Here is a 21,871-nt window from a genome sequence, read left to right on the forward strand (position 1 = left end):
CGGTCTACGGCTCACCGGACGCCACGACCGTGCTCCGGTTCCAGGTCCCGGCAGCCCCGGCCGGGCAAACACTGACCGGCGCGATCCTGCGCATACGCACCACCAGCCTGGCCTCCGCCGGCTCCGCCAACACCCTCAACGTCCGCTCGGCAGCCGACTCCTGGTCCGAGACCGGAACCCTCTACGCCAACCGCCCCGCGGTTTCCGGGCCCACCCTCGGGTCCCTGCCCGGCGGCACGGCCGCCAACACGGCCTACGACATTCCCCTGGACACCAGCCTGATGGCCGGCTGGACCGGGTCCCGGACCCTGGCCCTGACCGGCACCGGCACCGACAGCTCCTGGTTCTGGTCACGCCAGGCCTCCGCCACGCTGCGCCCCACCCTCACCCTCACCTACACGGATGCCGCCCCTTCCGACACCACCGCGCCGGGCGCGCCCGGGGCTCTGGCCGCCACAGCCACCGGAACCGCCGTCGCCCTGTCCTGGACCGCCGCGACCGACAACACCGGCGTCACCGGCTACACCGTCCACCGCTCCACCACGGCAGGCTTCACCCCCGCCACCACCACCAAAATCGCCGACACCACCGGGCTCAGCTACACCGACACCAACCGCCCCGCCGGAACCTGGTACTACCGCGTCACCGCCACCGACGCCGCCGGCAACACCGGCCCCGGCTCCAACGAAGCCACCGCCACCACCCAGCCCGGTGCCGGCGGGACTGCGACTGTGCTGGCTGTCGGTGACATCGCCTGTGCCCCCGGCTCAGTTGTCACCACGTCGGTGTGCCGCCAGGGCGACGTGGCCGCGGTGGTCGCGGCCCAGTCGCCCGACAGGTTCATCGCCCTTGGGGACCTTCAATACCAGAACGCCACCCTTGCCGAGTTCATGGGGGCCGGCGCCTACAACGACACATTCGGCGCCCTGAAGGCCATCACCTCGCCGGTGCTCGGCAACCATGAATACCTTGACAACACCCGCGGCTATTTCGACTATTTCTATGGCCCCGGCGTCACCACGGGCGACTTCGGGACCCGAACGGACGGCTACTACTCGACGACGATCGGGGCCTGGACCTTCATCGCCCTGAACAGTGAATGCGGGCCCGGCGGGGTGAGCGGTGGATGCGGTGTCGGCAGCCCGCAATATTTGTGGCTGCAGGACCGTCTCACCAATTCCCCGACGGCGTGCACCCTCGTGGCGGCGCACCATCCACGCTGGTCAACGGGCGTAAACCACGGCTCCTACCCGGAACTGGGACCCATGTGGGACCTCATGGCCGCCCACGGTGTCGACGTCATGATTTCCGGGCACAACCACGTCAGCGAGATCTTCAAACCGATCGGCGCCTCCGGCTCAGGTGCGGTACCGGCGCTCTCCCCGACCGGGATCCGGTCCTTTACCGCGGGCGCCGGCGGGGCGGATCTCCAGGCGTTGTCGGCCAACACCGACCCCCTTCTGACCGCAATGGTGGCCCGTGGCCGAAGCGCCTTCGGGCCGCTCAAATTGACCCTGAACGCGTCGTCCTACTCCTGGCAGTTCCTCCCCCTTCCCGGCATGACGTTTACGAACGTGGGCACCACCGGTTCCTTCTCCGGCAGCGACACTTGTCACTGACACCCGCCTTCTCCCGCCGCCGCCACGCCCGGAATCCGGTCGATTTGGAATAGATTTCTACGCAGTGTAGAACTGAGGCATAGATAGTTGTATTTGAAATGCAAGTATCGCCGCGGACCCGGCTGAAGACGCCGGGCCACTACCTCAGGAGTCAACATGCTCTCGGACAAGTCCTTCCCCGTCATCGAGGCCACCCTGCCGCTGGTCGGTTCCCGGATCGGGGAGATCACCCCCAAGTTCTATGCCCGCCTCTTCGCCGCCCACCCCGAACTGCTGGACGGCCTGTTCAGCCGCTCCAACCAGCGCTCGGGCAATCAGCAGCAGGCCCTGGCCGGAAGCATCGCCGCCTTCGCCAGCCACCTGGTGAACAACCCGGACACCCTGCCGGAGACCGTGCTGTCCCGGATCGCGCACCGCCACGCTTCCCTCGGCATCACCGAACCGCAGTACCAGGTGGTCTACGAGCACCTCTTCGCCGCCATCGCCGATGACCTGGCCGAGGTCATCACCCCGGAAATCGCCGAAGCCTGGACCGAGGTCTACTGGCTCATGGCAGACGCCCTCATCAAGCTCGAGAAGGGCCTCTACGCCGCACAGGCCAACGCCAAGATGTGGACCCCCTGGAAGGTTGCCGCCAAGACTCCGGCCGGCACCGGCTCCATGACCTTCACGCTGGAACCGGCAGACGACACCCCCATCACCGCGGCGCTGCCGGGCCAGTACGTCAGCGTCAAGGTCACCCTTCCGGACGGGCTCCGCCAGGTCCGCCAGTACTCCCTCTCCGGCGACGCCGGCACCAGCCGCAGCTTCACCACCAAGCTCGACGACGGCGGCGAGGTCTCCCCCGTGCTGCACAACAACGTGGCCGTGGGCGACGTCATCGAAATCTCCAACCCCCACGGCGAAATCACGCTCAAGGAAGGCGACGGCCCCGTGGTCCTGGCCTCGGCCGGCATCGGCTGCACGCCCACGGCGTCCATCCTGCGCTCCCTGGCCGAGTCCGGCTCGGACCGCCAGGTCCTGGTGCTGCACGCTGAAAGCAACCTGGACAGCTGGGCGCTGCGCTCCCAGATGACAGACGACGTCGAACGCCTGGACGGCGCCGACCTGCAGCTCTGGCTCGAGCAGCCCGAAGCCGGTTCCAACGCGGGCTTCATGTCCCTGCGCGAGGTGGACCTCCCGGCCAACGCCTCGCTCTACCTGTGTGGCCCGCTGCCGTTCATGAAGAACATCCGCAACGAGGCCATCAACGCCGGCATCCCGGCCACGAAGATCCACTACGAGGTCTTCGGCCCGGATATCTGGCTCGCCAGCTAAAACACTCATCGACGGCGGCCCCGCATCTCTTCGTGAAGGTGGGGGCCGCCGTCGTGAAGCGGTGCAACGGAGCCCGCGCAGAGCGTCAACCCGCCGACGGCACCCCGGTGATCGCGTGGCCGAAGCGCAGGAGGTTGCCGGGGTCGTACGTGGACTTCGCGGACCGCATCCGCTCGTAGACCGCGGGCGTCCAGGCCCGGGCCCGGTCCTCCTCGTCGCCCGGTGCGCCATGGAAATTGACCAGCGTGTACCCGGTGGAGTGGGGAGCCATCGCGGCCAGGATCCCGCTGATGGAGGCCGATACGGCCTCGGCAAGGGGCGGTATGTTGAACCCGACGAGGAACAGCAGGAAGGCCGCGTCCCGCCCCGACACGGCGTCCGGCACCGCATCCGGCATAGCCCCCGGCCGGGACAGTGCAGTCCGGGCCAGCGCGCCGCCGAGCGGCCGCACCTCCACGAGCAGCAGCGGGCAGTCCGAACCGTCGCCGGTGAGCTCGAGCAGGTCAGCCACCGCCTCTTCGCCGAAATCCTTCAGGAGCGCGCCGCCGTCCATGAAGGGCAGCGGGTCCGCCGGGTCCATGTGGATCTGGTCAACGTCGAGGTAACTCATGGGCCCGGCCGTGTCCATCAATGGGGTCGAGACCGCCCGCATCGGGGCAAGCAGCGCGTCGCCGGCCTCGCGCTTGCCCAGGAAGGCAAAGCGCAGGTGCACGACGAACTGGTTGCGCAGCGGCTCGGGAACGAAGTCCATGTCCGGAAGCCGCAGCAGCGAGATCGAGGGTGAGGCATCTTCAGGCAGCGTGGGCAGCCAGTGACGGAAGGCAGCCAGGACGGTGGCCGCATCCGCCCCGGGATAGATGATGCCGCCGCCGTAGAAGTCACTGAACGGAAAGAGACTGAACTCGAGGGCGGTCACGATCCCGAGGTTGCCCTTGCCGCCGCGCATCAGTGCAAACAGCTCGGCCTCGGCGTCGGCGTCGATCCGCCGCAACTCGCCGTCGGCCGTGACAATCTCCATGCTGCGGACATGGTCCGCCGCGAAGCCGTGCGCGCGGCCGAGCACGGGCAGCCCGCCGCCGAGCGTGTAGCCGACGACGCCGACGTCGGTGCTGGAGCCGTGCAGTCCGAGGAGCCCGTGCGGCACGCTGGCCTCCAGGAGGGTGCGCCACTTCACCCCGGCGCCGACGCGTGCGGTGCGTTCATCCGGATCGATCTGCAGGTCCTGCAGCCGGCGCGTGTTGATGAGCAGGCCGCCATCGATCGCCGATTCGGCGCCGTGCCCGGTGGACTGGACGGACACGGGAAGCCTACGCTCGGCCGCCCACTTAACCGCCGCCACGACGTCCCGGGCATCTGCGGCCCCCAGAACGACCTCGGGCCGGTGCACTGTTGCGACGTTGAAGGCGAACGTCTCCGCCGCGAATTCGGGGCTGTCCGGCAACGCGACCGGGCCGCTGACAGCGCTGGACAAAGCATCGATGTCGTCGTTGACAAGCATGAGGAACTCCTGAGTCTCGCTTACCGCGAGCAGGTCGGGGGCGCGGCCGCACCCGCCCGGAATGCCCCCAGCGCACGCTCCAATCGTCGGCCGGCCCGGCTGATGGAATGCGGACAAGCCTAGGGATCTGGCCGGACGCGGCCTAGGGACCTAAGTCCCGGCGTCACGCACCCAACGAAAGCGGCGGCCCTGCATCTTGCGAGAGATCCTGGGTTCTAACGGTCGCTGGTTAAACCGCAACGCGGGGTCACTTACGGTCCATCCACGGTGGTGGGATGGGCCGTAAGTGACCCCGCGTTGCTTTGTGTTCTGCCGGCTGCTACTGCTCGGCAGCCATGCGCTCCTTCAGTCCTGCGAGTTCGGCGCGCAGCGCCTCGGGCAGCGAGCTGCCGAAGTTGGCGAACCACTCCTCGATCGAGGCCAGCTCGGTGGTCCACTCTGCGGGGTCGACACGGACGGCCTCTTCAACCTGGGCCGGGGTCATGTCCAGGCCCTTGAGGTCGATCGCGTCAGCGGTGGGGACGAACCCGATGGGGGTCTCCACGGCGTCGGCCTTGCCCTCGAGGCGTTCGATGGCCCATTTCAGGACCCGGGCGTTGTCACCGAATCCGGGCCAGGCGAATCCGCCCTCGGAATTGCGGCGGAACCAGTTGACCAGGAAGATCTTGGGCAGCCGCTCCGGGTTGGCCTTCGCGGACAGGTTGACCCAGTGGTTCAGGTAATCGCCTGCGTCGTAGCCGATGAAGGGCAGCATGGCCATCGGATCCCGGCGGACAACGCCGACGGCACCGGCTGCCGCGGCGGTGGTCTCCGAGGACAGGGTGGAGCCCATGAAGATGCCGTTGGACCAGCTGCGCGCCTCGGTGACCAGCGGGATGGTGGTCTTGCGGCGGCCGCCGAACAGGATCGCGGAAAGCTCCACGCCGTCCGGGTTGTAGTACTCCTCGGCCAGCATGTCGATCTGGTCGATCGGCGTGCAGAAGCGGGAGTTCGGGTGGGCGGCGGGCTTGTCCGAATCCGGGGTCCAGGAGTTGCCCTGCCAGTCGGTCAGGTGCGCGGGTACCTCGTCGGTCATGCCCTCCCACCACACACCGCCGTCGTCCGTCAGGGCGACGTTGGTGAAGATGCTGTGGCCCTTGGCGATGGCGCGCATCGCGTTGGGGTTGGTGCCCCAGCCGGTGCCCGGAGCCACGCCGAACAGGCCGGCCTCGGGGTTGACGGCGCGGAGCTCGCCTTCCTTGCCGAACCGCATCCAGGTGATGTCGTCACCGAGGGTTTCGACTTTCCAGCCCTCGATGGTCGGATCCAGCAGCGCGAGGTTGGTCTTGCCGCAGGCCGAAGGGAAGGCGGCGGAGATGTAGTAGTTCTTCTGCTCCGGCGAGGTCAGCTTGAGGATGAGCATGTGCTCGGCCAGCCAGCCTTCGTCGCGTGCCATCACCGAGGCGATGCGCAGGGCGTAGCACTTCTTGCCGAGCAGGGCGTTGCCGCCGTAGCCGGAGCCGAAGGACCAGATGGAGCGCTCCTCCGGGAAGTGGACAATCCACTTGTCCGGGTTGCAGGGCCACGGGACATCGGCCTGGCCGGGGGCCAGCGGGGCGCCCAGGGAGTGCAGGGCGGGGACAAAGAACGCGTTGGTCGCGGTGATCTTGTCCAGGACCTCGGTGCCGATGGTGGCCATGATCCGCATGGAGGCGACAACGTAGGCGCTGTCGGTGATCTCGACGCCGAACTTGGGGTCCTCGGCGTCGAGGTGGCCCATCACGAAGGGGATCACGTACATGGTGCGCCCGCGCATGGAGCCGGCGAACAGGCCGTGCAGCTTTTCCTTCATCTGCGCCGGGGCCATCCAGTTATTGGTGAAGCCTGCGTCGTGCTCGTTCTCGGAGCAGATGAAGGTCTGCTCTTCGACGCGGGCCACGTCGGCGGGGTCGGAGAAGGCCGCGAACGACTTGGGGAAGAGGTCCTCGTTGAGGCGGGTCAGGGTGCCGGCGGCAACGAGCTCGTCCGTCAGCCGGGTGTTTTCCGCTTCGGACCCGTCAACCCAGTAGATCCGGTCCGGCTGGGTCAGTTGAGCTACCTCTTCTACCCATGCCAGTAGACCGGCATGTGTGGTGGGTGCTTTTTCAAGCAACGGCAGTCGCGCCAGATCTCCCATTACGGTTCCCTTCCTCGGGTTCAGTGGTGTGTCCTAAATGCTAGGGCTCGGCAGGGGGCCCATTTCGGGCCCGGACGTGGGATGACCGGGGCGGAGCAAATCAAAAACCGCGGAAATTCAAGGAACTGGCCGGCCATCATCCCTCCTTTTTGTGACTAAGGTCACGTAGACCGGTCTAGTCAGCTAGATTACACCCGCTTCGATTTGTAACTGGGCCCGGGCTCGCGTAAAGTAATTCGAGGTTCGGGGAGAGAGAAGTTCTCCAAGAGCCGAGAATGCGCCCATAGCTCAGCTGGATAGAGCGTCTGTCTACGGAACAGAAGGTCAGGGGTTCGAATCCCTTTGGGCGCACAGATGAAGATCCGCCCCGGTTCGCCGGGGCGGATCTTTTGCTTTAACCGCCGGATGCCCTAGGCGCCAGGGCGCCGGCCCGGCTGCTTTAGGCGCCAGGCTGGGCGCCGGCGCGGCCGCCTTAGGCGCCGGCGGCAGCTGTTGGGCCGGAGCGGCCCGGCAGCAGGTCTCAGGCCGTGGACCGGACGATGATGTTGCGGATGTCGTCGAAATGCGTGCTGAGCCGCTCGGAGGCGAGTGCCTTGTCCGCCGTTGCGACAGCCTCATAGATCCCCCGGTGCACTGCGGCCGTTGCCTGCAGGTCGACGGCGTACGGCCCGCCGAGTTCGAGGTGGATCCGGCGGTAGACCTTCCAGAAGACGTCCATCAGGCTGATCAGCAGGTCGTTGTTCAGCGGCTCGAAAAGCCTGCGGTGGAACTCCGCGTCGGCCTCGATGAACGGCTCCCCCGCGTCGGCCAGCGCTTCCATGCGGTTCACGGACTCCTCCACGGCGGCCAGCTGTTCGGCGCTGATCCGGTCCATGGCGGCGCCGACCAGGCCGGATTCGAGTGCTTGCCGGACCTCCACGAGCTGCAGGGCTTCCTCGCCCTGGTGGCGCAGCGACAGCCGGGCGCGGAAGGTGAGCCCGTCGGTCAGGGCCTCAAAATTGCTCGGCGCCACGAACATGCCGAATCCGTGGCGGATCTCAATGACACCCAGCGCCTGGAGCGCCTTCAAGGACTCCCGCAGGGTGTTGCGGCCGACGCCGAGTGCCGCCGTCAGCTCGTTTTCGGTCGGCAGAGGGTCGCCGGGAACCAGGTCGCGTTCCAGGATCAGCTCCAGGATGTCCGACTGGAGCGCCCGGAGCCGGGCCTGGGCGCTGAACCTTGCCAGCGGTATGGCCGGTCCTGTTGTCATGTTGCGTGCGGCCATGGCCGCCTCCTCCCCCAAGTATGGTCCCAACAGTATCGACCGTCCCCCGTCCTGCAAAGGGTTCGGCCCGGCACATTACGCCGGAAGCCCGCATCGCCGGAGCCCGGAGCTCCCCCGGATCCGGCCGTGGCCCCGGCGTAGGCTGGTGCCATGACGGCACAGATTGAGCGGGAATTCGATGTCATTGTGATCGGCGCCGGGGCCGTGGGCGAGAATGTGGCGGACCGTGTGGTCCGCGGCGGCCTGACAGCAGTGCTCATCGAGGCGGAGCTGGTCGGTGGCGAGTGCTCGTACTGGGCCTGCATGCCTTCGAAGGCGCTCCTGCGGCCGGGCACTGCGCTGCATGGCGCGCAGACGGTCCCCGGCGCCCAGGAAGCGGTCACCCGCACCCTGGATCCGGCAGCCGTGCTGAAGCGCCGGGATTACTTCACCTCTAACTGGCAGGACGACAGCCAGGTCAAGTGGGTGGAGGACACAGGCATCGAACTGATCCGCGGCCACGGCTGGATCACCGCCCCGCGGCACGTCGAGGTGGCCGGGCTGGACGGCAACAGCTACGCACTCACGGCCCGGCACGCCGTGGTGGTCGCCACGGGCTCCGCCCCGAACCAGCCGCCGGTCGAGGGGCTTCACGACGTCGAGTACTGGACCACGAGGGAGGCGACCTCTGCCCGCGCGGTTCCCCCGCGGCTTGCGGTCCTCGGCGGCGGCGTTGCCGGCGTCGAACTCGCCCAGGCCTATGCCCGGCTTGGTTCGTCCGTGACGCTCGTGGCCCGCGGCGGGCTCCTGGGTGTTTTCCCGGAGCAGGCCGCGGATCTGGTCGCTGCCGGCCTGCGCGCCGATGGCGTCGATCTCCGCCTGCACACCGGTACGCGGAGCGTGCATGAGAACGAGGACGGCTCCCTTACTGTCGTGCTCGACGGCGGCCCCAAGGGCGGCCCCAAGGGCGGTCCCACGGGCGGCCCCAAGGACGGCCCGGGCGCCGGGCGCGCTGATGGCACGGCCCATGGCGCCACGATCACGGCGGACAAGCTGCTCGTCTCCACCGGCCGGCACCCCGCCCTAGAGGGACTCGGCCTGGACAGCGTCGGCCTCCCGGCACCCGAGGGCGGGACCCTGCGGCTCACCACCGATTCCACCGGACTAGTCCACCACGCCACCGAGAACGATGTGTCCGGCAACCCGTGGCTTTACGCGGCCGGCGACGCCGCCGGACGGGCCATGCTGACGCACCAGGGCAAGTACGGTGCGCGGGCCACCGGAGACGCCATTGCCGCCCGGGCCAAGGGCGAACTCCGCGGCGAGCCGGCACCGTGGAGCCGCTTTGCCCAGACGGCCTCCGAGCACGCGGTGCCGAACGTGGTGTTTACCGATCCGGAGCTGGCGAACGTCGGCCGGACCATGGCGCAGGCGGAGAAGGACGGCTTCCGGGCCTCCGCCGTGGAACTCCCCATCCAGGTGGCCGGCTCCTCGCTGCACGCCGAACACTATGAAGGGTGGGCGCAGCTGGTCATCGACGAGGACCGCAAGGTGCTGCTGGGCGCCACGTTCGCCGGCCCGGATGTCGCCGAACTCCTGCACGCAGCCACCATTGCGGTGGTGGGGGAAATCCCGCTGGACCGACTGTGGCACGCCGTGCCCTCCTATCCGACCATCAGCGAAGTCTGGCTCCGCCTGCTGGAGGAGTACGGCCTCTGATCCGTTGATCACAAGCAGCTGTTCTATTTGAACTGACCAGTCAGTTCGGTTAGCCTTGAAGCAGACCAGACCCTGCGAAAGGCTTACATGCTCTCCGTGCAACAGCTCCGTGTGAACGGGCGCCGGAATGACCTGCTCCCACCCACGTCCCTTGAGGCACGTGCCGGGGAGCTGCTCTTGGTTGAAGGCGACGGCCAGGACCAGCGAACAGCCCTCGCCCTCACACTCAGCGGCCGGATGAAGCCCTCCGGGGGAGTGCTCAGCTGGGACGGAAATTCCAAGATTAAGCGCCTCCGGTTGGCCAGTGCACTCGTGGACTCCCCCGGTGTCAACGAGCCCGAACAGCATCTCAGCGTGGGCGACCTCGTCACCGAGGACCTCGCGCTCATCCCCCGGCGCTATCGGGGTGCTCTGCTGAGCAAACCCTGGCTCAAGGTCAACCGCTTCGAGGACATTGCCGGCCTCTGGACCGAACAGATTCCGGCCCGGCGACGCGTCGAACTGCTCACCGCCCTTGCCCTGGCCAACCCCGGAACAGATCTGCTGGTGGTCGATTCTCCGGACAGGCACAGCGCAGATCCCGCGGACTGGCTTCCCAGGCTGGAAGATCTGGCGCACGACGGCGGCCGGCCGCTCGCCGTCGTCGTCACCGTCGCGGCACTGCCGGACGGCTGGACCGGGCCCTCCGCCGCAATCGGGAACGCCGTTGAGGCTGCCGCCGCAACGGTTTCCATCGTTGACGCATCCGCGGACCCCTCCCAGCCTGATGCGCAGAAGACAGAAGGCCATCCCGCGAAACACCGGAACCCTGAACACATCCCGTTCGAAACCGAGGCCCTAAAGTGACTGTTCTGCGGCTGGCCCGCTCCGAGCTCAAGCGCATGACTGGCGGGCTGCTGCCCAAACTGACCATCCTGGCGCTGACCATGGTGCCTTTGTTGTACGGCGCGGTGTATCTCTACGCCAACTGGGATCCGTACGGGAACCTGGACCAGATCGACGCCGCCTTGGTAGTCGAGGACACCGGCGCGTCCGCCAGCAACGGGACCCGGCTCGAGGCGGGGAAAAAGGTCGCCGACAGCCTCGTGGACGGCCACGTCTTCAACTGGCAGAAAGTCACCACCGCCGCGGAAGCGGACCAGGGCGTGAGCAGCGGCAAGTATGCGTTCGCGCTCAAGATTCCCAAGGACTTCTCGGCCAACCTGGTTTCCCCGGGCAGCTTTGACGCCGCGAACCAAGCCATGCTGAATGTCACCACCAACGATGCCAACAACTACGTCCTCAGCAACATCGTGGACAAGCTGACCACTGCCGTGCATTCGACGGTTGCCAAGGAAGTGGGCGAGGAGACTGCGAACCAGCTCCTGACGGGCTTCGGCACAATCCATACTCAAATAGTCCAGGCCGCCGACGGGGCCGGAAAACTCTCCGACGGCGTTGCCAGACTCCGGGACGGGGCAGCCAGTTTGCATTCCGGAACGAGCCAGCTGAACGGCGGAGTCGCAGAACTCGCCGCCGGCCAAATGAAGCTGCGCGATGGCGCCAACCAGCTCAATTCAGGCGCCGGCCAGCTCAGCGCCGGCCTGACGCAGCTGAAGGACAGGACGGCCACACTCCCTGCCGACTCACAGAAACTCGCGGACGGCGCCGCGCAAGTCGCGGCGGGAAACGCGGCATTGAACACGAAAGTCCAGGACGTCGTCGGGCAACTCAGCGCTGCCGACAAGGGCCTCCGGGACCGTGTGGTGCAATCCAACAGCCGTCTGGTTGCCGCCGGGATCATCACCCCCGACCAGGCCGGCAAAATCCTGGCCGATTTCGATACCGCCGCAGCCTCAAGCCCGGTGGCCGATGCGAAGTCCAGAATCCAAACAGATGCAGCCCAGATCCAGCAGCTTGCCGACGGATCCGCCGCCGTAAGTTCCGGGGCGGCCAAACTTGCGGGAGCAACGCCGGCCCTGACTGATGCCATCTCAAAGGCTTCAGCCGGCGCCAACCAGCTCTCGGCCGGCTCGGCCGCGCTGGCCGCGGGCGAGCAGAGCGCTGTCGACGGCACTGCCAGGCTCGCAGATGGCGCCCGGCGGCTCGACGACGGGGCGGGCCAGCTGGAGGACGGCGCCCGCACGGCCTCGGATGGCGCCGCCACCCTGGCCTCAGAGCTGGACAAGGGTGCCGGGAAGATCCCCAATCCCGATGATGCCCAGAAGAACAGCCTGTCAAAGGTGATCGCGGACCCTGTTGCCGTCAGCGACGTCTCTCAGGCCAAGGCTGCGTCGTACGGTGCCGGCCTGGCGCCATTCTTCTTGACCCTGGCCCTGTGGATCGGCGTATTCATGCTGGTCCAGGCCATGCGGCCCATCACGCAACGCGCACTGGCGTCCAACGCCCCGTCATGGAAGATCGCCGTCGGCGGCTGGCTGCCATTCTTTGCCGTTTCAGTCATCCAGGCCACGCTGCTCACCCTCGTGGTGGACCTGGGCCTGGGCCTCAAGCCCGCCCACCCGGTGCTGATGTGGTTGTTCATGTTGGCGGCCGCTATGGCCTTCAGTGCCATCATCCAGGGCGTCGTGGCCCTGCTGGGAACTCCCGGAAAATTCGTGGTGCTTATCCTGCTGGTCCTGCAGCTGGTTTCCTCCGGCGGAACCTTCCCGTGGCAAACCACCCCGCAGCCGCTGCACTTTGTCCACGAGGCGCTGCCTATGGGTTATGTGGTGGCCGGCATGCGGCACCTGATCTACGGCGCGGACCTTTCCTTGATCGTGCCCACGGTGGTTGGCCTCCTTGGGTACACTGTGCTCGGGGCGGCGCTTTCCACGCTGGCCGTTCACAAGCACAAGTTCTGGACCCTGAAGTCCCTAAAACCGGAGATCGCCGTATGAGCACAGTGGGGGCCGGGGAGAAGAAACTCCGTCCCGCCCGCACGAACGCCACGAAGCAGAAACTGTTCGAGGCGTCCATGGATCTGATCGGGGAGCGCGGCGCGGCGGGCGTGACGGTGGACGAGATCGCCACGGCAGCCGGGGTGTCCAAGGGCACGGTGTATTACAACTTTGGCAGCAAGTCGGACCTGATCGCCCAGCTGCTGCGCCACGGCGTGGACATCCTCCTGGCGCGGCTGCTGAGTGTCCGCGACGGCTCCGCCGACCCCCTCGCTGCCATGGAGGAAATGATCGGCCAGGCCATGGACTTCATGGCCGAGTACCCGTCCTTCGCCCGGCTTTGGGTCAGCGAAAGCTGGCGGACCCCGAGCGAATGGCAGGACACCTTCGCCGAGCTCCGCGGGCGCCTGCTCGCGGTGATCGGCTCTGCCATCGACGGCGTCGCCGCCGTCTATCCCGTGGATTCCGCCGTTTCCCGGGGCAGCCTGGAAACGGCAATCTTCGGGGCCTGCTTCGTGGTGGGACTGGACCGCCAGACGTACAACCCGGAGCGGACCAGGGAGCAGAGTGTGGCCGCAATCATGGCCTCCATGCGCGGCTACGTCGTGAAGCAGCCGCCTGCTCAGGCATGATTATTCACATGCGTCACATGGGTACCAACGGGAAAGTCGCCATCGGAGCGTTTCTCACTGCCCTGGCACTTCTGGTCCTGACCGGAATCACCCTGCAAGAGTGGGTGCTGGTGTGGTTCGTCGGGGCGGCCGCGACGGCCTATGTGGCCTGCGTGGCGGAGGTGGTGGTCCGGCGCCGGCACAAGACTTTGGCCGCGAGCGGGGTCGGCAGCATCCTCTTCATCGCGTTCGGGGTCGCTTTCCTGCGCCAGTGGGGGCTGGCCTTCAACCCCGATCCCGACGCCCTGTCCACGCGCGTCGATTCCGAGCATCCGGATTTGTACTTCTATTTGGCCGCGGCCGCCGGAGCCGTCACCTTACTGTTGCTGTTCGCCGGCACTGTACTGCCCGGCCGGAGCCGCGGCCGGCGTTCCCCGGGCCGTGCTCCGCGACGCCGCCCGGCGCCCGGCGCGCGGGGAGCGGGGGCCGGGTCTGCGAATCCGCGGCCCTCCGCACCGCGGCCGACGCCGAGAGGAACCGCTCCGCGCCAGGCGGCTCCGCGTGCGGCTGCTCCGCGGGCCCGGCCCGCGGCCAAGTCACCGGCGAAGACACCGGTCAAGCCGGCGGCGAAGACACCGGCCAAGTCGCCTGCCCCCAAATCACCAGCCCGGGCCTCGGCCCGCCGCTGAGTCCCGCGCATCACCACCCGGCGGAGAGGTTCAGCACAGGAGTTTCCGCCGGAAGGCAGCCCAGGAGTTCAGCTCAGAGGTTTCGAGGCCTGTCTTCCCGTGGGGTGGCATCCGGACCCGGGGCCGTGTCGGTCCGGGTTACGTCCTCGCGGCTGCGCTGGTCGGCTGACACTGGCTCGCCGGACGCTTGCTCGCCGGAAGACGCTGGCTCGCCGGAAGACGCTTGCTGGCCGGACGTTTGCTGGCCGGGGACGTGGCTGCCCGTTGTGGTTTCGGCGGCGGCCCTCTCGGCGCGCAAATCCCCGCGGGTCGGCATCTGCCCGCTTTCGCCGCCGCGTTCAGATGTGACTACGTCCGGGTCCACTTCGTCGGCTTTGCGCAGTTGCTCCTGCGCGCCGGAGCGGACGCTTTCGGCTTCTTCCTGGCGCTTGCGGGCTTCCTGCCGCAGCCGCTCGGCCTCGAGGTCGGCCTCCTGCGCGTCGGCCTCGGCACGGGCCGCCTTGGCGTCGCGTTCCCGCGCAGCGAATTCGTCGGCCTTGGCCTGTTCACGCATCTCGGCCGCACGGTTCCGGTCTGCGGCCACCTTGCGTTTGCGGCTGACCATGACCGCCACCGCTACGATCGCGAGCACCACGACGATGCCGACAATAATTCCTATGAGCTGCCCTGAATCCACGTTGATCACCTTTTCTCCGGGTTGCAACAGATGCCCCAAAACCACTGGAAAAAACCACATGACTAAACAGCATCAGTAAACCGCAGATCGGCGCAGGTTGCTATGGATTCCGCAGCCCTCACCGGGCGGACCTGCGGCTATTTGGCGCGGGGGACCTTGAAGTGGGTCAGCTTGGCGTCCTGCCCGTCCATTTCGGCCCAGGACTTTTCCGTTTCCAGGATGGTCAGCCCGCTGGTCGGATAGCGCGTGGCGGCGTCCATGTAGGCATCGTGGTCGGAGTCGCGCGACGCCAGATGCATCGCAAGGTCCTGCACCCCGGGCATGTGGGAAATCACCATGAGGGTGGTGACGGTGTCAGGGACGTGGTTGATGACGGCCAGCATGCGCAAGGCGGAGGCGGCGTACAGCCCATCCTCGAGCTTGGGCGTCGGCGCCTTGTCTCCGAGGGCGTGGCACACCCACGTGCAGGTCTGGCGGGTCCGCAAAGCGCTGGAGCAGAGGATGAAATCAGGAACCACGCCGTGCTTGAGCAGCCACTTTCCGGCGACTGGGGCGTCCTTGTGGCCGCGTTCTTCGAGCGGCCTTTCGTGGTCGGCAACCCCGCCGGGCCAATCGGACTTGGCGTGCCGCATGATCACCAGCCGTTTGATGTGATGCGCGCTCATGCCCCAATCCTAGTGCGGCGGCTGGCCCACGGGCGCGCATCCCACCAGCGTCCGTTCAGTCTTCAAGGACAAAGGTCACTTCCAGCACGACGTGCCAGGCAACGACGGCGCCGTCGCTGATTTCGACCTTTTGTTCCTTCACCCATGCCCCCGTGACATTGCGAAGGGTCTTATTGGCCCGGTCGACGCCCTCCTTGATGGCGGCATCAAACGAGGTCTTGGAGTTCGCGCTCAGGGTAGTAATCCGTGCAACAGACATGTCTTCCTCCCAATAGTCGGCTCAACGGTCCGAGACTACGCCGGACCCCCGAAAGGCAACAGAGTCCAACCAAAACCACCAGCAGCGGCGGCAAGGCCCGTCAGCCAGCCCACCCAAAGCGCCCGTCGGGGAATGTGGCTGCCGGCGGAAAGCCGCTGAAGCTTCCGGAAACGCGAAAGCGCCCGCTCCCCATGCAGGGGACGGGCGCTTTGCGTGAAGCTGAGGCTAGATCGAGTATTCCGGAGCGGCCCAGACAACCACTTCGGGGTGCTCGTAGAACCGGTAGCCCTGGCCGCGCACGGTGCGCACGGTGTTGGCGAGGCGGCCGAGCTTGGAACGCAGGCGGCGGATGTGGACGTCGATGGTCCGCTCGTTCGGGACCTCTTCGGCGTTCCGCCACAGGCCTTCGAGGAGCTCGTCACGGCCCACGGTGCGGGTGCCGTTCTCCACGAGGTAGTTCAGGAGCTCGAATTCCTTGAACGTGAGATTCAGGGATTCGCCGTCGAGGTGCACCTCACGGCGGGCGAGGTCGATCAGCACCCCGGACGGCCGCGGATCCTGGGGCTGCTGCAGGCGGGCGGTCTCGGTGCGCTGGCGGGCCCCCGCGGTGGGATCACCGAAGGTCGAGCGGACGACGTCGAGGGCGGAACCCGGGGCACTGGCCGGCGCGACGGCGACGGCAGCATAGCTTTCGGCACCGGCCACGAGCGACTGTGCGTAGGCCCGGATTTCCTGGGCAAGCTTGGCGATGGATGTGCCGGCTGCAGCCGCGGTTTCCTCGTCGATGCCCATGTACAGCACGAAGCCGCGGGCGACGTTGTCGCTGGGGGCCGGACGGACCGGGCTGCCGGCACCCGGGGCGATCACCGGGGTGGGCGCCGTGGCGGGGGCGGGGGGGACGGCACGGAGCTGGCCGTAGGAGTCAGGGTTGTAGCCCTGCGCTGCATATCCGGGGGCGGGGAAGCTGCCCGTGGATCCGGCGGGGGCGAACGCGGAGCGCCCGCCAAAGCCCTGGCGGATCCCTGAGGCCTGGCCGGCCTTGCTGGCGTTACGGACGGAGATGTGGACGTATCCGGATGCAACTGACATGGAATGCTTACCTCAATGTGAATGGCCGTCATCGCGGCTCGAATGCTTCTTTCCCCGCAATGAAATTGGGGAGGGGCGCCCGACTCTGGGCTGGGGGGCGAATACCTGGAAACCTTTAGGGGTGTAAAAGTTAGGCGTGCATTCGACAACAGCGCATCTCGGTACCAGCGGGTGTGCTGATCCAGGAAGCTGCGGCTGCAGGTGCTGTTGAGTTCTTGTTCACAATTGAAGTGTGCAACGTAACAATGTAAACGTGCAAGTAACAATGGACTCCAGGTTCCACATAGTGAGACAGATCCAGGAATTGTAGCGCAAGTCACAATTCTGTAGCGGCAATAAAATAACAAGTGTTTTACTGACCGGAAGGTCAGCAAGTGCGCTTTCTCGAATATTATTCGGTCAACGCGGACGACATCAGGCAAATCATTCACAGCACGGCGAGTTGGGCCAAACCGCGCCTGCCCACCGCCGTCTGCGAGGCGGTCCACGGAGTGGGCAGCCGCCATCGCCGCCGGTCAGGCACGGTGGCGATGGCGGCTGCGACGGGTCAGTTCGACTGGCCGGTGGTCGTCGCCGCGACCACCATGACGGAGGCCGCCGTGTAGCCGGAGCCGTCCTTGGCCGCCACGATCCGCACCGTCCCGCCCGCCACGATGTCCGCGACGCTCAGCTGCGTGCCCGCGCCGCCGGCCTGCTGGCGCCGCTGTTGCAGATTACTCACCACGACGTCGCTGCCCAGCGCATAGCTGCGCGTGAAACCGTCGCTGCTCTTGACCGTCACGGAGGACGAGCTGACCTCGCTCACCGTGCCCAGCTGCTCGGCCATCGTGGTGTACGCGCTTCCTTGCAGCACCACGTATTCGGCGTGCACTGCCGCGGAAAGCCCGCTGCCCATCCCCCCGGCAGCGAAGTCGCCGGGACCGCCCTGCCCCGGCATGCCGCCGCCCGCGAAACCACCTTGCGCGGAACCGTCTTGCGCTGAACCTGGCGCGCCCGGGGCGACACCCTGGCCGCCGGGTCCGCCGGCGCCCGCCCCGCCGGCCGCACCGGTGGCTGCCGTTGCGCTTGAGGTGAGGGCATAGACGCCCGCCCCGGCGCCGACGGCCAGGACTGCGGCGGCTCCGGCGACGGCGAGCCCCCGCTTGAGGGTCCATGGCTTTGCCGCCGAGGCCGTCTTGGCGGAAGTTCCCGGCGCGCCCCAGCCTGTGGCTGCGGCGGGCACAGGTTCCTGCCGGGGCATGCCCCGGGCCGGTTCCGATGTCGGAACCGTCCAAACCGGCGGTGCGCCCCAGCCGCCGGCAGCGCCTGCTTCCGGCCGCCCGCCGTCGGAGTGTCCGGCGTCAGCGTGTCCGGTTTGGACTGTTCCGGCGTCGGTGGGTCCGGCGTCAGCATGTCCGGTTTGGACCGTTCCGGCGTCGGTGGGTCCGGCGCCGTACTGCCAGGCAGTACGGGGTGTGGTTACCGGCGCGGGCGCCGCTGGCGCGCCGGTGGTGGGCGTGGGGGCGGGTACGGGGGCTGGCTCGGGGGCTGGTCCGGAACCGGCTCCGGGATGCTGACCGCTCATGGTATTTCTCCTTTAGGGTGCGGATCGGTGTTCACCCCAGAGTGGTGAGCGATCCTGTGCCTGGGCTGTGCGGGCCGACAGCCCGGCCTGTGACGTTGGCGCCGGACGGTAAAGGGGTTTGAACATGGCCGGCGCGGCCCGTACGGTCCCGCAACGGCATCCAGCTCGCTAGGCTGGGATTCACAGGTGCCGCACAGGGTCCCCAAAGCCCCGCCTAACCGGCAGATCGGAGAGTTGTCCCCATGGCCACTTCGCACTCCATGACCAACAACCTTCCCCAGCTCACGCATCCGGACGGCTCCCCCATCCGCGCCCTCGTGGTGGATGACGAGCCCAGCCTCTCCGAGCTCATGAGCATGGGGCTGCGGATGGCCGGCTGGTCCGTGGCCGTGGCCGAGGACGGGCCCGGAGCCGTCCGGCTAGCCAAGGAGTTCCGCCCCGACGTGCTGGTGCTGGACGTGATGTTGCCCGGGTTCGACGGCGTCGAACTGCTGAACAGGATCCGCGCGTTCGCGCCGGAGGTGCCGGCGCTGTTCCTCACCGCCAAGGATGCCGTCCAGGACCGCATCACCGGACTGGCGGCCGGCGGCGATGACTATGTCACCAAGCCGTTCAGCATGGAAGAGGTGCTGCTGCGCCTGCACCGGCTGGTCCAGCGCTCCGGAGTGGCCGCCATGGACACCGCCGAACTCGTGGTGGGAGACCTCGTGCTCAACGTCGACACCCGCGAAGTCACCCGGGCCGGTGAGGAAATGCACCTGACCGCCACGCAGTTCGAGCTGCTGCGCTACCTCATGGAAAACCCGAAACGGGTCATCAGCAAGGCCCAGATCCTGGACCGTGTCTGGGACTACGACTTCGGCGGCCAGGCGAACATCGTGGAACTGTACATTTCCTACCTCCGCAAGAAGGTCGACGCCAACCACGCCCCGATGATCCACACGGTGCGCGGAGCCGGGTACGTCCTGAAACCGGCGGACTGATCCGTGCCCTCACTTTCCGGCATGACCCGCGTCCCCGGACGCGACTGGCGCAACCCGTCGACGTGGCATTTGCGCACCCGGCTGGTCCTGGTCGCCATGGCGCTGCTCGTGGCCATCTGCGGCGCTGTGGGCTTGTTCAGCTACGCCTCCATGGACCTCTTCCTCACCCGGCAACTCGACACCCAGCTGGACCAGGCCTCGCACCGTTCGAGCGAGTTCGGCCGGCCCTCCTCGGACGATTCGGGCAGGCGCCCCGACCCCCTCGAAGCCCGGGGACAGGGCGTCGGGACGCTTAACGCACGGATAGTGGACGGCGAAGTCAGCAGGGCCGGGTTCCTGGCCGGGGACGGCGCGGTCAAGAGCCTCTCCCCCGCCGACAACAAGGTTCTCCTGGCCCTCACCCCGAGCGGCGTGTCCGTGGACCGCAGCCTTTCGGCCGGCGCCTACCGGCTCACGGCGGCGCGAACACCGTACGGCGACGTGATTGTGACCGGACTCCCGCTGGCAGAAAAACAAAACACCCTGGCCTCCCTGGTCTGGACCATGGTGGTGGTGTCCGCAGGCGGGCTCGTGCTGATCGGGCTCGCCGGCACGGCCCTGATCCGGCGGACCATGAAGCCGCTGGAACAGCTCTCCGAGGTTGCCACCAAGGTCTCCCGTCTCCCGCTGGACGCCGGCGAGGTGGCGCTCGGGGTCCGCGTCCCGACGTCGGCGGCCCATCCCGGAACGGAAGTGGGCAGCGTGGGCTACGCGCTGAACAAGATGCTGGACAACGTCTCCAACGCTCTCGAGGCGAGGCAGGAGAGCGAAATGAAGGTCCGGCAGTTCGTCGCCGACGCCTCGCACGAACTCCGCACCCCGCTGACGGCCATCCGCGGCTACACGGAGCTGATGCGGATGACCGAGCATTTCACCCCCGACGGCGAGAGGTCCCTCGCCCGTGTGCAAAGCCAGTCCGAGCGGATGACCACGCTCGTGGAGGACCTGCTGCTGCTGGCGCGCCTGGACGAGGGACAGCCGCTCAAAATCTCCGACGTCGACCTCACCCAACTGGCCATCGAGACGGTCAGCGATGAGAAAGTCATGGCCCCGGACCGCATCTGGCAGCTGGAACTTCCGGACGAGCCCGTGGTGGTGCGCGGTGATGCGACCCAGCTCCACCAGGTCCTCGCCAACCTGCTGTCCAATGCGCGCAAGCACACGGAACCCGGGACCAAGGTGGTCACGGGCGTCATGCGCTCGGCTGACGGCAGCGCCGTGGTCACCGTGACAGACAATGGCAGCGGCATCGCCCCGGAATTTATCGGCCGGGTCTTCGCCCGCTTCACCCGGGCCGACGCCTCGCGCACCAATCCGGCGTCGAACCCCGCAGCCGTCCCCGCCGATTCTGCCGTCGCGACGGCGAGGGTCGGGTCCGGGGTCGCGGCACGCTCGTCCTCCGGCGCCGTTTCCGGCAGCCGCGGAGGTCACGGCACGGCGACCGCCGCGCCGACGTCCGAGGGCACCAGCGGGTTGGGCCTGTCCATTGTCCAGTCGATCGTGGAGGCCCACGGAGGAACAGTCGAGGTCACGTCCCGGCCGGGCCGCACGGAGTTCGCCGTGCGGCTGCCCGCCTCGCCGCCGCCGGCGTAACCGGAACGGCCGCCGCCGGCGCAAACGACCCGGACGGTCGACCGGTGAGCCCGGCGCAACCCGACACCCCGGCACTGTGACTCCTGTTACCAAAATGTGACTTAAGCGGCCGGGTCCTGTAGCGTCGTTAGCGTGCGCCGCCATCGGTGCCGCATATCCGGACGGACGCCAAACTCTGCCGCTTCCCGGATTCCGCTGGACCAGGCAGAGGCGGGGGACCCAGAGTTCCCGGGCAATCTGCTTTCATGCGCCCTCGGGGTGAAGCCGACACGTGATGTTCCGTGCGGCCGGATGACCTCATCCGAACCCGACAGCTAACTCCGCCGGCGTTGAGAGGCCACCATGACTGAATTCCAGGTACAAACACGCCCTGACGGCGGTTCGCATTCCCGCTCAGTTGGCGCCGCCAAGTCGCGCCACCGCGCCGAACCGGTCAAGCAGGCATCCGCCCTGTCGCGGTTCGCCGCCGGGCTCGGTGTAACCGGCCGCCGTGCCGCCGTCGTCACCGCCGCGTGCGCGCTGCTGCTGGGTGGCGGCGCCGCCAGCCAGGCGGCAGAGCCGGGCGCCCACACGGCGAATGTTGCGAGCCAGACGGCCACGATCGCCGACCCGCTGGCCAAGCTCAACTTCGAGCGGGTCCAGGTGGCTGGGCCGACCGCTGCCACGGAAAAGAACGTGGCTCCCCAGATCTCGGAGGTTAAGGCAGCCGAAGCGCTGATCCACGCGCCCGCTGCTGCCGCACCGGCAGCCGCGGCAGCACCTGCTCCGGCACCCGCGGCAGCCCCCGCACCTGCTCCGGCTCCCGCGGCAGCCCCCGCTCCGGCACCGGCAGCCGCTCCGGCACCGGCACCGGCAGCCGCGCCGGTCGCAGTCGACGACCCCGCCGGCGCGCAGGCCTACGCCGCGTCCCAGCTGGGAAGCTATGGCTGGGCACCCGGCCAGATGCAGTGCCTGCACAAGCTGTGGACCAAGGAATCCGACTGGAAGACCACCGCCACGAACGCCAGCAGCGGCGCCTACGGCGTGGTCCAGTCCCTGCCCGCCTCGAAGATGGCGAGCGCCGGCGCCGATTACATGACCAACTACCGGACCCAGATCAACTGGGGCCTGAACTACGTCAAGTCGCGCTACGGTTCCCCCTGCGGTGCCCTGAACTTCCACTACGCACACAACTGGTACTAAACCGGCACTAGCCGCCCCCGCCCTGGAGGCCCCGGATCCGCATGGATCCGGGGCCTCTTTGCGTCTCCACGGCCGGACCGGCCCCGGCGGC

18 protein-coding genes, 1 tRNA gene and 1 riboswitch are annotated in these 21,871 nt (G+C 67.7%); of the genes, 11 read left to right on the forward strand and 8 right to left on the reverse strand.

Annotated elements, in window-relative coordinates; translation table 11 throughout:
• Both AC1DFR_RS21195 and AC1DFR_RS21200 read left to right on the forward strand, forming a co-directional pair.
• Positions 1–1,619 (forward strand): DNRLRE domain-containing protein (locus tag AC1DFR_RS21195; RefSeq protein ID WP_476874412.1); only part of this gene is annotated, 1,619 nt, incomplete at its 5' end.
• A gap of 156 nt (positions 1,620–1,775) precedes the next feature.
• Positions 1,776–2,936, forward strand: a complete 1,161-nt coding sequence (locus AC1DFR_RS21200) for a globin domain-containing protein (protein WP_476874413.1) — start codon at positions 1,776–1,778, stop codon at positions 2,934–2,936.
• Positions 2,937–3,021: 85 nt separating this feature from the next.
• Here the strand turns inward: AC1DFR_RS21200 and AC1DFR_RS21205 are convergent, their stop codons facing one another.
• Positions 3,022–4,434 carry an FAD-binding oxidoreductase gene (locus tag AC1DFR_RS21205; protein WP_476860420.1) on the reverse strand — a complete coding sequence of 471 codons (1,413 nt, stop codon included), beginning with the start codon at positions 4,432–4,434 and terminating at the stop codon, positions 3,022–3,024.
• Positions 4,435–4,753: 319 nt separating this feature from the next.
• Positions 4,754–6,589, reverse strand: coding sequence for a phosphoenolpyruvate carboxykinase (GTP) (locus tag AC1DFR_RS21210; RefSeq protein WP_223914403.1), 1,836 nt, complete (start codon positions 6,587–6,589; stop codon positions 4,754–4,756).
• Between the two features lie 277 nt (positions 6,590–6,866).
• Between AC1DFR_RS21210 and AC1DFR_RS21215 the strand changes: the two genes are divergently transcribed.
• Positions 6,867–6,940 (forward strand) — tRNA-Arg (locus tag AC1DFR_RS21215).
• A gap of 169 nt (positions 6,941–7,109) precedes the next feature.
• Here the strand turns inward: AC1DFR_RS21215 and AC1DFR_RS21220 are convergent.
• The gene (locus AC1DFR_RS21220; RefSeq protein WP_476850662.1) at positions 7,110–7,838 is read right to left on the reverse strand and encodes a FadR/GntR family transcriptional regulator; all 729 of its coding nucleotides are present in this window, start codon (positions 7,836–7,838) and stop codon (positions 7,110–7,112) included.
• Positions 7,839–8,003: 165 nt separating this feature from the next.
• Here AC1DFR_RS21220 and AC1DFR_RS21225 point away from each other — a divergent pair, with 165 nt between their 5' ends.
• From AC1DFR_RS21225 to AC1DFR_RS21245, 5 genes are all read left to right on the forward strand, one after another.
• Entirely contained in the window at positions 8,004–9,551 is a 1,548-nt protein-coding gene (locus AC1DFR_RS21225) for a dihydrolipoyl dehydrogenase family protein (RefSeq protein WP_476874414.1), read from the forward strand.
• Between the two features lie 87 nt (positions 9,552–9,638).
• Positions 9,639–10,397 (forward strand): ABC transporter ATP-binding protein, encoded by a 759-nt coding sequence (locus AC1DFR_RS21230; RefSeq protein ID WP_476874415.1) that lies wholly within the window; start codon positions 9,639–9,641, stop codon positions 10,395–10,397.
• Positions 10,394–12,430, forward strand: a complete 2,037-nt coding sequence (locus AC1DFR_RS21235) for a YhgE/Pip family protein (RefSeq protein ID WP_476874416.1) — start codon at positions 10,394–10,396, stop codon at positions 12,428–12,430. The genes AC1DFR_RS21230 and AC1DFR_RS21235 overlap by 4 nt, the downstream gene beginning before the upstream one ends.
• On the forward strand, positions 12,427–13,062 hold the full coding sequence (locus AC1DFR_RS21240) for a TetR/AcrR family transcriptional regulator (protein ID WP_230008014.1): 636 nt from the start codon (positions 12,427–12,429) through the stop codon (positions 13,060–13,062). The genes AC1DFR_RS21235 and AC1DFR_RS21240 overlap by 4 nt, the downstream gene beginning before the upstream one ends.
• 17 nt (positions 13,063–13,079) lie before the next feature.
• Positions 13,080–13,730, forward strand: coding sequence for a hypothetical protein (locus tag AC1DFR_RS21245; protein ID WP_476860423.1), 651 nt, complete (start codon positions 13,080–13,082; stop codon positions 13,728–13,730).
• Positions 13,731–13,803: 73 nt separating this feature from the next.
• Here AC1DFR_RS21245 and AC1DFR_RS21250 read toward each other — a convergent pair whose 3' ends face one another.
• From AC1DFR_RS21250 to AC1DFR_RS21270, 5 genes are all read right to left on the reverse strand, one after another.
• Positions 13,804–14,406, reverse strand: a complete 603-nt coding sequence (locus AC1DFR_RS21250) for a hypothetical protein (protein WP_476860424.1) — start codon at positions 14,404–14,406, stop codon at positions 13,804–13,806.
• Between the two features lie 137 nt (positions 14,407–14,543).
• Positions 14,544–15,071, reverse strand: a complete 528-nt coding sequence (locus tag AC1DFR_RS21255; protein ID WP_476874417.1) for a SixA phosphatase family protein — start codon at positions 15,069–15,071, stop codon at positions 14,544–14,546.
• Between the two features lie 55 nt (positions 15,072–15,126).
• The gene (locus AC1DFR_RS21260; protein ID WP_230012628.1) at positions 15,127–15,330 is read right to left on the reverse strand and encodes a dodecin family protein; all 204 of its coding nucleotides are present in this window, start codon (positions 15,328–15,330) and stop codon (positions 15,127–15,129) included.
• 225 nt (positions 15,331–15,555) lie between these two features.
• The gene (locus AC1DFR_RS21265; RefSeq protein ID WP_018774264.1) at positions 15,556–16,419 is read right to left on the reverse strand and encodes a winged helix-turn-helix domain-containing protein; all 864 of its coding nucleotides are present in this window, start codon (positions 16,417–16,419) and stop codon (positions 15,556–15,558) included.
• Positions 16,420–16,966: 547 nt separating this feature from the next.
• Positions 16,967–17,983 (reverse strand): hypothetical protein, encoded by a 1,017-nt coding sequence (locus AC1DFR_RS21270; protein WP_476874418.1) that lies wholly within the window; start codon positions 17,981–17,983, stop codon positions 16,967–16,969.
• Positions 17,984–18,225: 242 nt separating this feature from the next.
• On the opposite strand from AC1DFR_RS21270, the gene AC1DFR_RS21275 reads away from it, so the two are divergent.
• The 3 genes from AC1DFR_RS21275 (at position 18,226) to AC1DFR_RS21285 (ending at position 21,780) form a co-directional block, all read left to right on the forward strand.
• Positions 18,226–18,966 (forward strand): response regulator transcription factor, encoded by a 741-nt coding sequence (locus tag AC1DFR_RS21275; RefSeq protein WP_079551963.1) that lies wholly within the window; start codon positions 18,226–18,228, stop codon positions 18,964–18,966.
• A gap of 21 nt (positions 18,967–18,987) precedes the next feature.
• Positions 18,988–20,598, forward strand: a complete 1,611-nt coding sequence (locus AC1DFR_RS21280; protein WP_476874419.1) for a sensor histidine kinase — start codon at positions 18,988–18,990, stop codon at positions 20,596–20,598.
• Positions 20,599–20,781: 183 nt separating this feature from the next.
• A riboswitch (cyclic di-AMP (ydaO/yuaA leader) is annotated at positions 20,782–20,941 on the forward strand.
• Positions 20,941–21,780 (forward strand): aggregation-promoting factor C-terminal-like domain-containing protein, encoded by an 840-nt coding sequence (locus AC1DFR_RS21285; RefSeq protein ID WP_476874420.1) that lies wholly within the window; start codon positions 20,941–20,943, stop codon positions 21,778–21,780. (Overlaps the previous riboswitch by 1 nt.)
• Positions 21,781–21,871: the final 91 nt, after the last annotated feature.

The organism is Arthrobacter sp. 05T410 (assembly GCF_056396505.1).